This is a genomic window from Leifsonia sp. YAF41 (assembly GCF_052113185.1).
GTDB lineage: Bacteria > Actinomycetota > Actinomycetes > Actinomycetales > Microbacteriaceae > Cryobacterium.
In genome coordinates, this window is record NZ_JBFRCS010000007.1 from 284,264 (window position 1) to 297,593 (window position 13,330).

Below are 13,330 nucleotides of genomic sequence, written 5' to 3' on the forward strand. Positions count from 1 at the left end.
GTGAAGCTGGGCTGGGCTAGGCCGGTGTCGCCGCGTCAGCGAAACGCGGGGTGTCGGCTTCCCATTCCGGGCGCGGAATGGAGTCGAGCAGCAGCTGCGTGTATGCGTGCTGCGGGTTCTCGAGCAGGTCGATCGTCTGACCATGCTCGACGATCTCGCCGCGGCGCATGACCATGGTCGTCTCACAGACCTTGCGCACGACGGCAAGGTCGTGGCTCACGAACAGCAGCGTGAGGCCGCGTTCGCGACGGATCTCATCGACGACCTCGAGCACCTGCGCCTGCACCGACACGTCGAGAGCACTCGTCGCCTCGTCGAGCACGAGCACGTCGGGACCGACGGCGAGGGCGCGCGCGATGGCGACACGCTGCCGCTGCCCGCCGGACAACGTGCGCGGGCGTGCGTTCGCGTGCTTTTCACCGAGGCCGACCTGATCGAACAGGGAGAGCACCTTGGCGCGGGACTCCGCATGGCTGAGTTTGGTGTGCAAACGCAGCGCGTCCTCGACCGCGGCACCGGCGAGGATGCGCGGGTCGAGTGAGAGGTACGGGTCCTGGAACACGATCTGCACGGTGCGAGCGCGTTCCAAACGTTCGGCCTTCGTGCGAGCCGGCGCCGCGCGGGAGACGCCGGCGACGAGGATGTCACCTTCGTCAGCCTGCTCGAGCCCGACAATCATCCGGGCCAGCGTTGACTTGCCAGAGCCGGACTCGCCGACCACAGCAAGAGCATCGCCGCGCGGAACCGACAGCGACACGTTGTTGACAGCGATCAGCGGTTCATTGCCCTTGACGTAGTACGTCTTGGACAGCGACTTGCCTTCCAGCATGATCGCCGGCTGCGCCGGAGAACCGACCGAGGTTGCGGCAGCGGCTGCTTCGGTGTGAGCTTCCGCTCTCCGCACGGATGCGGCCGACTGGGCCGCGCTGATCACCGAAACGGCGCGGGTGAACACGCTCGGGGTGGCCGCGACGAGCTGCTGCGTGTACGCGGCCTGCGGATTGGTGAAGACCTCTTTCACGCCGCCCTTTTCGACGACGACGCCGCCGTTGAGCACATAGATCCGGTCGCAGAGCGCGGAGGCGAGGTTGAGGTCGTGCGTGATGAACAGCATCCCCATTCCGCGCTCGGCCTGCTGTTCGGACAGCACGCCGATGATCTCGGCCTGCGTCGTCACATCCAGCGCCGTCGTCGGCTCATCGCAGATCAGCAGGCGCGGTGAGGTCGACAGGGCGCCGGCGATCATCACGCGCTGCAGCATGCCACCGGAGAGTTCGTGCGGAAACTGGTTCAGGTGTGCCTCGGGCCGGGGGAGCCCGACCGAGCGCAGCAGTTCCAGCGCCCGCTGGTAGGCATCGGCCTTGGACCAGCCGTTGCAGAGAATCAGCGATTCGGTGAGGTAGTCGCCGATGCGCCGCAACGGGTTGATCCCCGAGCGCGGGTCCTGGAAGACCATCGATGCGGTCCCGCGGCGGAGCGCCAACACCTGTGATGAGGTGGCAGTGAGCACATCGGTGCCGTCGAGAACGACGGACCCGCTGGTCTCGGCCCGGCCCGGCAGCAGGCCGAGCACGGCCCGGGCGGTCAGGGATTTGCCCGACCCGGATTCGCCGACCAGGCCGACGGTTTCGCCTTCCTCGACCGACAACGAGATCGCGTCCAGCAGTCGCGCCTTCGACCCAGTGGTGAGGTCGAGGGTGAAATCGGAGATATTCAAGAGGCTCATGATGGGATCTGCCCTCCGATTCGGTCGGAGAATTCTTCTCCGATGATGTTGACGGCGATGACCACCAGAACGACGGCGATCGCGGGAACGAGAGCGGGAAGAACCTGCCCGCTCATCAGGGCCCCGCGGCTCTCGTTGATCATGGCACCCCAGTCGGCGGTCGGTGCTTGCACACCCAGGCCGATGAATGACAGGGCGGCCAGGTCGGCCAAAACATAACCGAAGTTCAACGTGGACTGGGCGCCAACGGTCGGCATCACGTTCGGCAGCACCCTCCGGGTCGCGATCCAGCCGCCGGAGAAGCCTTGCACCCGGTACGCGGCCACGTAGGGGCGGGTGCGTTCGGTGATGATCAACGACCGCACCAGGCGGGCCACGAACGGCGCGTAGGCGATGCTCATCGCGATCACCGGGGCGACGAGACCCTTACCGAACAACGCCACGGCGAGGATCGCCAGCAGCAGTGCCGGGAACGCGAACAGCAGGTCGAACACGCGTGCGAGCACCGCATCGAGCCAGCCGCCGCGCCACGCGGCGATCAGGCCGAGCAGGATGCCGATGATCGTCGACAGCACGACCACGAGCAGCGGGCCGAGCAGCGACGACCGGGCGCCGAACATCATCCGGCTGAGGGTGTCCCGGCCGAGGGCGTCGGTACCAAGCCAGTGCGCGCTCGTCGGACCCGACAACACGTTGGCAAGGTCAACGAAGTCCGGGTCGTACGGCGCGAGGAGCGGTGCGAAGACGGCGGAGATCACCATCACCGCCACGACGATCAGGCTGGCCAGGAACAGGGCATTGGTGCGGGGAAGCCAGAGCGACTTCCGCACCGACTTCGCCAGTGCCGGCGCGCTCATCGGGCTGCCGCCCCTGCTGCAACGCGCGGGTCGATCAGCGGCGCGAGCAAGTCGACGACGGTGTTCACGAGCACGAAGATGATCACGATCAGCAGGACGATCGCCTGCACGACCGGGAAGTCGAGCCGGTCGACGGACTGCACCAGCAGCGACCCGATTCCGGCCAGGCCGAACGCCTGCTCCACGATCGAGCTGGCGACGAGCAGACCGGCCACCAGCACACCGCTGACGGTCAAGATCGGTCCGATCGCGTTCCGCAAAACGTGGCGGAGGACCACGCGCGAACGGGTCAGTCCTCGGCTTGTTGCAACTTCCACATGCTCCCTTTCGAGCTGGTCAAGCATGGACGACCGGGTGACGCGGGCTACCAGGGCGACGAAGGCGATCGCCAGGGCCAGCGACGGCAGGAACAGGTGATAGATCCCGTCGAGGAACCCTTCCCCGCTGCCGAACGACGGGAACCAGCCCAGCTGCACCGCGAACACGGCGATCAACACGATCGCGCCGACGAACGACGGAATCGCACCAAGGCCGGTCATTGAGATCAGGATCGCTCGGTCGGTCGTCTTGCCGCGATTCAACGCGGCGATGATCCCGGCCGCGAGACCGAAGATCGCGATCATCGTGCCGGCCATCACCACCAGGCCCAGGGTGACGGGCAGGCGGTCGGCGAGCACCACGGATACGTCCTGACGGAACTGCAAGGACCGGCCCAGGTCACCCTGGAACAGGTTGGCGACCCAGTTCACGTACTGCTGCCACATCGGCAGATCCAGCCCGAACTGCGCCGTGACCTCGGCCACGGCTTCCGGGCTGGGTTTGCGGCCACGCAGCAGGAACGCCACCGGATCCCCCGGAACGAGGGCACGGGAGAAGAACACCAGCAGTGACGCGGCAAACACCGTCAACAACAGAGTTCCGAGCTTCTTCGCGACAAGCTTCACGACGTTCATAGACCTACCTCACTTTCGGTCGACCGGTCAGCGCGTGAGTCACAGTTAGCTTGCGCCAATTGTCGCCGCCCAGGGGTAATAGAGGTAGTTGATGGACGGAGCAACACCAGTGATGTTCTTACCGAGCCAGAGCACGGTCGGTGCGTCGTAGAGCGGCAACCAGGGCAGCTGCTCGTTGACGATGACCTGGGCCTTGGCAGCCTCAGCGGCACGGGCAGCGGGGTCAGAAATGGTGACAGCGTTGTTGATGATCTGATCGAACTCGGGGTCAGACCAGTTGCCGTAGTTACTGAACTCGTCAGTGCGCAGAATGGACAGGCTCTCGAGCGGGTCGGCGGTCGACTGGTACCAGAGCGTGTAGAACAGGTCGACACCTTCACGCGCTGACGGGTCGGAGAACATTGTCGTCCACTTGTTCGGAGTGATCGTCTGGATGGTGGGCTTCAGTCCGATCGCCGTCGCGGCGGCGGCGGTGGCCTGGGCAATCACATCGAACGCAGCAGTGATCGGCGAGGTCGCAATGACGATCTCCTTGCCGGTGGCTCCTGCTTCTTCAACCAGCTTCTTTGCGGCATCCAGGTCATACGGATACTTCTTCAGATCGCCGAATGCGGTCTGAAGGGTGGCCTCGTCGGCATCGTTCCAGACTGACTCCGTGGTGATCGCATTGGTGACGGTGCCGTACCCCTGCTCGGCGGCCTTCAGCAGACCGTCACGGTCGATCGCCATGGTCAGCGCCTGGCGAACTCGCACATCGCCGAGCGTGCCCTTGAGGTTACTCACGATCATGCTGGCCACTGCGGTGTTGGTGCCGAAGTAGATCTTGCCTGCGGACGATGCCTTCAGCTGGTCGATTCCGTTGGACGGAACCATCCAGCCACCATCGACCTCGCCGGCCTTGAACGCGTTGATGCGGGCGTTCGGGTCGTTCTGGAAGACGAACTTGACTTCCTTCGACTTGGCCATGAGATCTTTGTCCCAGTAGCCGTCGTAGCGCTCGAGCGTGATGCTCTCGCCGCTCTTCCAGCTTCCGAACGAGAAGGGTCCGGTGCAGTTGACGCCGCCGGTCGAGTTGCCATAATCGGCGCCGGTCTCGGCGAGCGTTGCCGCCGATTCGATGACTCCGGGAGCGCCGGACATTCCCTGGTTGAACTGGGAGTCGGGAACCGTCGTGGTGACGGTGACCTGCAGATCGCCGGTCTTTTCGATGGAGGCAACGTTCTGGTACACGGTGTACCACGACGAACCGACCGCGGGGTCGAGGTGGCGGCTCATCGAGGCGACGGCGTCGTCGGCGGTCAGAACGGTTCCGTCGTGGAAGGTGACGCCGGGGCGCAGGTTGTAGACCCAGGTCGTCGGTGTCGGGTTCTCGTAGGACACAGCAAGACCGGGAGAGATGGTGAGGTCGGCGTTCCAGCGCAGCAATGATTCGCAGACGTTGGCGAGAACCTGGTTGTCGGGGTAGTCGAACGCGTAGGCATAGTCGAGCGAGTTCGGCTCCGCGTGGGTCGACCAGGTGAAGGAGTCGAGTTCGCCTGTGGGCGCCGGGGTGAGTGCCGTCAGTTCGAAACTGGGTGAACCAGCGCCTGAATCGGCTTTCGGCGCGGAACAGGCGCTGAGCGACAGCGCCGCAACGGCGACAACTGCCGACGCCGCAAGCAAGCGGCGCGAGGTGCGACGCGCGCGGGGAGATGGTGCAGGGGTAAACATAAATGTCTCCGGGGATCGGTGAGTATTAGTTGCTGCGGGGATAGACCTGGGCGCCGCGCACCCAGGTTGACGTGACGGTCGAGGTGTAGATCTCACTCGGGTCAAGCTCGAACGGGTTCGGTTCGAGTACGACGAGGTTGGCCAGGAAGCCGGGAATGATGGCCCCGGTGTCGTGGTCGCGGCGGTTCACGTAGGCGGATCCCGCGGTGTACGCGGTAAGCGAGGTGGCGAGATCAAGCTTCTGAATCGGCTCACCCAGCGGCTTGTCGGTGGAGTCGGGGGAGACTCGGGTGACGGCAATGTGGATGGCGTCGATCGGGCTCGCGCTCGAGACCGGCCAGTCGCTGCCCGCGGCGAGACGAGCGCCGTTGGCGTGCAGCTCACCGAACGGGTAGTGGTGCTCTTCCGAATCGTCGGGAAGGAAGGGCAGCGTCAACTCGTCGAGCTGCGTTTCGTGGCAGCCCCAGAGCGACTGGATGTTTGCGGTTGCGTTGAGCGGCGCGAATCGGGCGGTGTCAGCCGAGTCAACGACCTGGAGGTGCGCCAGGTGGTGACGATTGACGCTCGGACCGTTTTCGGCCTGTGCCGCATCAAGCGCGTCGAGAGCTTCGCGCACTGCGCGGTCGCCCAGTGCGTGGAAGTGCACCTGGAAGCCGGCCGCATCCAAAGCGGTGACGTACTCCTTCAAGAGTTCGGGGTCGATGAACGAGAGACCCGAGTTGTCGGTGGCGTGTCCGTGAGCGTCGCGGTAGGGCACGTTCATGGCAGCGGTCTGGTTCTCGGCGACGCCGTCGACCATCATCTTGACCGTGCTGAGATCGAGCTCCTTGCCGGGGTAGCGAGCGGCGATTGCGTCGCGACGTGCGATCATCCGCGGCAGCTGTTCGAGACCGGCGCTGCGCTCCCACCACTGGGAGCCGACGACGTGAGCCAGCAGTGTTCCTTCATCAGCGGCGCGCTCGTAGATGGTGAGCGAATCGGCCATTCCGAGACCGGTGCCGACGAGGGCATCTTGCCAGCCGGTGACTCCGAGGGCGAAGAGTTCTTCCTGGGCGCGGAGGAGGCCTTTGTAGGCCAGATCGTCTGTGGTTTCGGGGCGCACGTGGTTGAAGAGTTCCGACGCGCCTTCCTGCAGGGCGCCGGCGGGGGTGCCATCGCTCTCGCGCTCGATCCGGCCGTCGGCAGGGTCGGCGGTGGCGGCGGTGATGCCGGCGATTTCGAAGGCCTTGGTGTTGGCCCACGAGCTGTGGTGGTCACGGCTGGAGAGAAGAACGGGGCGGTCGGAGACGACAGCGTCGATCAGTCCTCGCGTGGGATTTCCGCCCGGGAAGTGGTCCATCGACCAGCCGGCGCCCTGAATCCATTCGATGTCGGGGTTCGCAGCAGCATATTCGGCGATGCGGGCGACAGCTTCTTCCGCGTTTTCGGTGCCGGTCAGGTCGCACTGCAGCAGTTCGACGCCGCCGGAGACGGGGTGGATGTGGGCATCCTGAAAACCGGGAACGAGAAGTCCGCCGTTCAGGTCGATGACGTGGGTTGATTCGTCGGTGAGTGCCGCAGCCTCTGCCTCGGGAATGACGGCGCTGATCACGCCGTCGGTGACCGCGACGGCCAACTGCTCTGGCGCGTCGGAACGGGCGGTAAAGATCCACCCGCCGGTGTAAATCAGGTCTGCGGGTACAGCCACGGAAACTCCTCGTGTTCGAACGGCGTCGTTGTCGACCGGTTTCAGGAGACTAGCTGGCGCAAAGCCGTCGTGTCAACACTGTTCACAACACTGTTCACAACCTGAAACTTGTCTGAAACACAGTTCACCGGTCGGCCCGACAGGCGGCCGACCGGTGAACAAGTGCGATGCGGTTAGCTGGCGCCGATGGTGGCCGCCCAGGGGTAGTACATGAAGTTGATCGACGGAGCGACACCGCTGATGTTCTTGCCGAGCCAGAGCATGGTCGGTTGTTCGTAGAGCGGCAGCCAGGGCACCTGCTCGTTGACGATGGCCTGCGCCTTCGCGCTCTTCTTCGCTCGCTCGTTCGGGTCCATGATTCCCACGGCCTCGTTGACGACCTGGTCGAACTCGGGGTCGGACCAGTTGCCGTAGTTGCTGAACTCGCCGGTGCGCAGGATGCCGAACATCTCGAGCGGGTCAGACGACGACAGGTACCAGTTCGTGAGGAACAGGTCGATTCCCTCGCGTGCCGTCGGGTCGGAGAACAACGTCGTGTACTTGTTCGGCGAGATCGTCTCGATCTTCGGCTTCAGGCCGATCGAGGTTGCCGCAGCGGCGGTGGCCTGGGCGATCACGTCGAAGTTGGCCGTGATCGGTGACGTTGCGATGACAACCTCTTGACCAGTGGCCCCGGCTTCGTCGACAAGCTTCTTGGCCGCTGCCACGTCGTAGGGGTACGACTTGAGATCGTCAAAGGCCGAGTCGACCGTGGCCTGATCGGCGCCTTGCCAGACCGACTTGGTGGTGATCGCATTGGTCACCGTGGCGTAGCCTTGCTCGGCTGCCTTCACGAGTCCCTGACGGTCGATGGCCATGGTGAGCGCCTGGCGCACTTTCGCGTCTTTGAGCGCACCGGTGAGGTTGCTCACGATCATGCTGTACACCGCACTGTTCGTGCCGAAATAGACCTTGCCGTTTCCGGACGAGTTCAACTGTTCGACGGCGTTGGAGGGAACCATCCAGCCACCGTCAATCTCGCCGGCCTTCCACGCGTTGATGCGGGCGTTCGGGTCGTTCATGAAGACGAACTCGACCTTTTTCGACTTGGCGATGAGGTCTTTGTCCCAGTAGTCGTCGAAGCGCTCGAGCGTGATTCCTTCACCCGACTTCCAGCCAGCGAAGGAGAAGGGGCCGGTGCAGTTGACGCCACCGGTCGAGTTGCCGTAGTCAGCGCCATCCTTGGCCAGGGTTGCCGCCGACTCGATCACACCCGGCGCCCCGGACAACGACTGATTGAACTGGCTGTCGGGAATGGTGGTGGTGACGGTGACCTGTAGGTCGCCGGTCTTGTCGATCGAGGCAACGTTTTGGTAGGAGGTGGCCCAGAACGAACCGACTGCGGGGTCGAGGTGGCGGCGCATCGACGCGACCGCGTCGTCTGCGGTCATGGTGGTGCCGTCGTGAAACTTCACATCGGGGCGGAGGTTGTAGACCCACGTCGTCGGCGTCGGATTCTCGACCGATTCGGCGAGACCGGGCGACGTGCTGAGATCGGGGTTCCACCGGGTGAGCGAGTCGCAGATGTTCGACAGGATCTGGTTGTCGGCATAGTCGAACGCGTAGGCGTAGTCGAGCGAGTAGGGCTCGGCATAGGTCGACCAGGTGAACGAGTCGATCTCGCCGGACGGCGCCGGGGTGGTCGCGCTCAGTTCGAAGTTCGGTTTGCCATTGTCTGCCGAGTCGGCCTTCGGTGCGGTGCACGCACTGAGCGCAAGCGCAGCGGTGACAACGAGTGCCGACGTTGCAAGGATTCGGCGGGACGTGGATCTGCGGGACGGCGGTGCCAAGTTGAGCATAATGATCTCTCCGGGGTTCGGTGGGGCACTAATTGCTGCGGGCATAAACCTGGGTGCCGCGCACCCAGGTCGAGGTGACGCATGCTGTGTAGATTTCGCTCGGATCGAGCTCGAACGGGTTGGGTTCGAGCACAACCAGATTGGCCACGTAGCCGGGAACGATGGCCCCGGTGTCGTGGTCGCGGTGGTTCACGAAGGCGGTTCCCGCCGTGTACGCGGTGAGGGACGTCGCCAGATCAAGTTTCTGAGTCGGCGGACCGAGCGGTTCATTGGTCGAGCCAGGTTTGGCCCGGTTGACCGCGATGTGGATGGCGTCGATCGGGTTGGCGCTCGAGACCGGCCAGTCGCTGCCTGCTGCGAGCCGGGCGCCGTGGGAACGAAGTTCACCGAACGGGTAGTGGTGCTCTTCGGAATCGTCGGGAAGGAACGGCAGGGTGAGCTCGTCCATCTGCGCCTCGTGAACAGCCCAGAGCGACTGGATGTTTGCCACGGCGTCGAGCGGGGCGAAGCGGGCGGTCTCTGCGGCAGCAACGACCTGCAGATGAGCCAGGTGGTGACGGTTGTCACTCGGGCCATTGGCCGCGCGGGCGGCCTCGACGGCGTCGAGTGCTTCGCGCACCGCACGGTCACCGAGCGCGTGGAAGTGCACCTGGAAGCCGGCGGCATCCAGGGCCGTGACGTACTGCTTGAGCAATTCGGGGTCGATGAACGACAGGCCGGAATTGTCGGTGTCGTGGCCGTGCGAGTCGCGGTAGGGAGCATTCATGGCCGCGGTCTGGTTCTCGGCGACGCCGTCGACCATGATCTTGACGGTGCTGAAGTCGAGTTCCTTGCCCGGGAATCGGGCAGCGACGGCGTCGCGGCGCTCGATCTTCTCGTGCACCTGCTCAATGCCGGCACTGCGGTCCCACCACTGTGCGCCCACGACGTGGGCGAGCAGGGTGCCGTCGTTGATGGCGCGTTCGTAGATGGGCATCGAATCGGGCATCCCGAACGCAGTGCCGACCGCGGCATCCTGCCAGCCGGTGATGCCGAGCGCGAAGAGCTCGGACTGGGTGCGCAGCAGCCCCTGGTAGCCCTGTTCTGCATTGACCTCGGGGCGAACTGCGTCAAAGAGTGCGGAGGCGCCTTCCTGCAGGGCGCCGGCTGGCGTTCCATCTGCCTCTCGCTCAACCCGGCCATCGGCGGGGTCGGGGGTGGCGGCGGTGATGCCGGCGAGTTCGAATGCCTTCGTGTTGGCCCACGTGCTGTGGTGATCGCGACTGGCCACCAGCACGGGGCGGTCGGAAACGACCGCATCGATCAGGCCTCGGGTTGGGTTACCGCCCGGGAAATGATCCATTGACCAACCGCCGCCGAGAATCCACTCGACGTCGGGGTTCGCCTGGGCGTACGCGGCGATTCGCGCGACCGCTTCTTCGGCGTTTTCGGAGCCGGACAGATCGCACTGCAGTAGCTCGACGCCGCCGAAGACCGGGTGGATGTGAGCATCTTGGAATCCGGGAACGAGAAGTCCACCTTTCAGGTCGATGACCTGGGTGGTCGGTCCGGTGAGCGCCGTGGTCTCGCTCTCGGGCACGACGGCAGTGATTACGCCGTCGGTGACGGCCACGGCCATCCGCTCTGGTGCGTTCGAATGGGCGGTGAAGATCCAGCCGCCCGTGTAAATCAGATCTGCAAGTACTGCCACGACACACTCCTCGCGCTCGATGCGGCACCGTTGCCGACCAGATTTCAGGAGACTAGCGGGAGCGTAACTTGGGTGTCAACAGTGTTTACAACACTGTTCACAATCGTGATCTTTTGGTTACTGGTGCGGAGCGTTCGGGGAGGTCGTGGGTTCTCCTCGGCGTCGTATTTAGTGTGAACGGTGTTTACAACACTGTTCACAATCGTGATCTTGTGGGACACTGCGTGACAAGCTGTACTGCGGGGACTGCTGCAACCCACGAGTCGACAGTCTCCGTAAGGATCGATTGACTGATTCACAGGAAGAAAGCCGAGGGGTCGATGAAAACTGTCGAGGACAATGGTCGGGCAACGACAAAGGAACGGGCGCGCCTCGACGCGGAATCGATCATCGAAGCGGGGCTTCGAATTGCGTCCCAGCCGGGAATGGCCACCGTGTCAGTGCGAGATCTCGGCGCAATGCTCGATGCGGCGCCGACCGCGATCTACCGCCATTTCCGGAGCAAGGAGGGTTTGATGCAGGCCCTCCTCGATCGCTTGATCGCGATGTGCCTCGCGCGAGTGACCGCGCCGCGTGAACAGTGGCGAGAGCGACTCACTCAACTGAGCACGGCAACACTCGACGTGTTTGTGATGTATCCGGCGGTGGGCCTGGAGGCGATCGTCTTCAGCACAGAGGGTCCCGCAGAGCTGGACACCGTTGAGCTCATGCTCGACGCGTATGCGCAAACCGGCCTCGAGGGCGACGAGCTCGTGCGGCACTACGGGGCGCTCTCCACGTACGTGCTCTCTTACGCTTCAGGCATCGCGCGTGCGCACAGCCTCTCGAGCACGATTCAGCCCGAACAATCCACGCCCTGGTGGGGACGCACCCTCCCCGTGACGGCGGCCTCGCACCCGCAGATATCGGCCTTGCGCGAGGAGCTCACTGCTCTGACGGACAGGGAAATCTACTTTATGGGTATCAATGAGCTGATGGATGCCGCTGAACGCGCAGGTGCCCGGGCGCGCGAACGGGCCGCTGCCGGGCAGGCCTGAGCACCCCAGTTGCTCGTGCGGGGCCGCCCGGCTCACCATCGGATCGACGTGAGAAGCGTCTTTCCGTTCCAGACCACGGTCGTGGAATCGAGTTCGAGGCGCACGCTTGATTGCTCGAACTTGGCACGCGATACGCAGGCCTTCTGAGTGGATGAGGCGTGGACTGTTTCCGCAGCGTGACGGCCGATCAAACAGAATCCCTTCGACGGAGTTCTGGCGACCCAGATTCGCCAGTCGCTCGCCGTGGTTCCGGCGAACCGACTGGATTCCAAGTCCACTCGCTCGTCCTCGAAGATGATGAAACCGTTGAACACGTCGACTTCGGTTTGGGCCCGGGCGAACCAGGTGTCGGCAGCGGTCACGTTGCCCGGAAATCGGGTGAGCGTCAGCAGGTCGGATGGTGCGCTCAGTATCGCGGCATCCGTGGGCGCCGAGGTGCTGACCGGGTTCTCGAAGCCGATGGCTGAAGCCAGCCCGACGCCGATTCCGATGACGATGCCCGCCGCCAGGGTTGCGATGAGCAGAACTCGTGGGGGAAACGACACGCGTGAAGCCGGGGGAGAAGGTGCAGAGGATGCCTGATTGGACGCCTCCGCGCCTGACATCTCCGATGCGTCAGGCGTCTCGACATCGATTGGCTCTGAACGGGTAGGTTCCGGCGGCCCGCCTTCGGTGAGCACGTCTTTCATCCGGTTGAGGGCCGCATAGACATCGGCACTGCGACGGTGCTCTGCTGCGCTGATGGCAGCGAGGCGTTCGGTGGCGAGGTCGCGCTCGGTGCCCGCGGTCAACGCGGTGGGGCGTCCGTAGGCGAGGTCTCGAAGATGCCGAAGCTCCGCCGCCTCTGCCCCGGCGATGTCGGATGCTGCGTCAGAGTTGGACTCGGTGTTGGCGTCGGAGGCCACTGCCGCATCGACTCGTGCCTCTGTAGCGACGACTTCGGTCAATGCGACAAGCGCGTCGCCATCCCCGCGATAGCTCGCAAGGTAGACCCGTCGCACCCCCGGGTCTGTTCCGATCAGCGCGAGGGCTGATGCAGCAGACCAGGGGTGCGGGAGGTTCATTGTTGCTCGCTGACCTCACGACGGGTGCGAGCGAGCAGAGCGCGAATCTGCTCCCACCGGTCAGGGGGAACGGCGCCGGGAAGCAACAGCAACCACAGCTCCTCCACCCGCTGATAGATATCCTCGCGGTGGGTGAGAACCTCGGAGACCATCTGCACGCCGGTGAAGGCGGGGATGATGAAATGCGCCATCATCGACGGGCTGACGTCAGCCGTGAGGTCGCCCAGGGCGGCGGCATCGGCAAGATACCCCTCGATCCAGCCAATCCAATCGAGATACGGCCCAACCACAGGGGTCTGAAAGCTTGATCCTTCGAGGGTCAACCGGATTCCGGCTCGCACGATCGGGTTCTCCCGAAGCTGCCGGGCGACCAGAAACGAGGCAGTCACGGCAGCGGCGATGCCGGTCGTGCCCGACTCGCGGAGGGCGACGCCGATGGTGTGGGCCAGCGCGTGTTGCGCGTCGATCACGGCGCGAGCGATCGCCTCTTTCGAGTCGAAATGAAAGTAGAGGGCGCCCTTGGTGACACCCGATGCCGCGGCAATGTCGGCCAGCGACGCGAGGCCGTAGCCCTGCGACTGGAACACCGTTGCCGCACCCGTGACGATGGATTCTCGGGTGTCGGTGGCACGCTTTTGTTGCGCCATCACGCTCCTCGACTTCAGACTCACGTTCAGCTTAATCGCCGATGCTGTGTCGATGGTCACGCTGCGCGATCGTGGCCGGTCCGGCCGGTACGGCCAGTGAAGTTCCACCGCCCACGATCGC

Annotated in this window: 10 protein-coding genes; 1 reads left to right on the forward strand and 9 read right to left on the reverse strand. The window is 64.3% G+C overall.

From position 1 onward, the window contains the following. Nucleotides 1-16: 16 nt before the first annotated feature. The 7 genes from AB4Y63_RS09140 to AB4Y63_RS09170 all read right to left on the reverse strand — a co-directional run bounded on the left by AB4Y63_RS09140 (nucleotide 17) and on the right by AB4Y63_RS09170 (nucleotide 10,461). A complete protein-coding gene (locus AB4Y63_RS09140; protein WP_441790734.1) occupies nucleotides 17-1,726 on the reverse strand; it encodes a dipeptide ABC transporter ATP-binding protein in 1,710 nt (569 codons plus the stop codon). Further along, on the reverse strand, nucleotides 1,723-2,583 hold the full coding sequence (locus AB4Y63_RS09145) for an ABC transporter permease (RefSeq protein WP_441790735.1): 861 nt from the start codon (nucleotides 2,581-2,583) through the stop codon (nucleotides 1,723-1,725). Before AB4Y63_RS09145 ends, AB4Y63_RS09140 begins: the two co-directional genes overlap by 4 nt. Beyond that, nucleotides 2,580-3,536, reverse strand: coding sequence for an ABC transporter permease (locus AB4Y63_RS09150; RefSeq protein WP_441790736.1), 957 nt, complete (start codon nucleotides 3,534-3,536; stop codon nucleotides 2,580-2,582). Before AB4Y63_RS09150 ends, AB4Y63_RS09145 begins: the two co-directional genes overlap by 4 nt. A 45-nt stretch (nucleotides 3,537-3,581) precedes the next feature. Then, complete coding sequence (locus AB4Y63_RS09155; protein ID WP_441790737.1) at nucleotides 3,582-5,246, reverse strand: ABC transporter substrate-binding protein; 1,665 nt, start codon at nucleotides 5,244-5,246, stop codon at nucleotides 3,582-3,584. A gap of 25 nt (nucleotides 5,247-5,271) precedes the next feature. Then, nucleotides 5,272-6,933 (reverse strand): amidohydrolase, encoded by a 1,662-nt coding sequence (locus AB4Y63_RS09160; RefSeq protein ID WP_441790738.1) that lies wholly within the window; start codon nucleotides 6,931-6,933, stop codon nucleotides 5,272-5,274. Nucleotides 6,934-7,106: 173 nt separating this feature from the next. Then, nucleotides 7,107-8,771 carry an ABC transporter substrate-binding protein gene (locus tag AB4Y63_RS09165; RefSeq protein WP_441790739.1) on the reverse strand — a complete coding sequence of 555 codons (1,665 nt, stop codon included), beginning with the start codon at nucleotides 8,769-8,771 and terminating at the stop codon, nucleotides 7,107-7,109. Between the two features lie 28 nt (nucleotides 8,772-8,799). Further along, nucleotides 8,800-10,461, reverse strand: coding sequence for an amidohydrolase (locus tag AB4Y63_RS09170; protein WP_441790740.1), 1,662 nt, complete (start codon nucleotides 10,459-10,461; stop codon nucleotides 8,800-8,802). Nucleotides 10,462-10,781: 320 nt separating this feature from the next. On the opposite strand from AB4Y63_RS09170, the gene AB4Y63_RS09175 reads away from it, so the two are divergent. Further along, nucleotides 10,782-11,498 (forward strand): TetR/AcrR family transcriptional regulator, encoded by a 717-nt coding sequence (locus AB4Y63_RS09175; protein WP_441790741.1) that lies wholly within the window; start codon nucleotides 10,782-10,784, stop codon nucleotides 11,496-11,498. Between the two features lie 32 nt (nucleotides 11,499-11,530). Here AB4Y63_RS09175 and AB4Y63_RS09180 read toward each other — a convergent pair whose 3' ends face one another. Both AB4Y63_RS09180 and AB4Y63_RS09185 read right to left on the reverse strand, forming a co-directional pair. Further along, the gene (locus tag AB4Y63_RS09180) at nucleotides 11,531-12,562 is read right to left on the reverse strand and encodes a hypothetical protein (protein ID WP_441790742.1); all 1,032 of its coding nucleotides are present in this window, start codon (nucleotides 12,560-12,562) and stop codon (nucleotides 11,531-11,533) included. Beyond that, nucleotides 12,559-13,209, reverse strand: a complete 651-nt coding sequence (locus AB4Y63_RS09185; RefSeq protein WP_441790743.1) for a ScbR family autoregulator-binding transcription factor — start codon at nucleotides 13,207-13,209, stop codon at nucleotides 12,559-12,561. The genes AB4Y63_RS09180 and AB4Y63_RS09185 overlap by 4 nt, the downstream gene beginning before the upstream one ends. Nucleotides 13,210-13,330 lie beyond the last annotated feature (121 nt).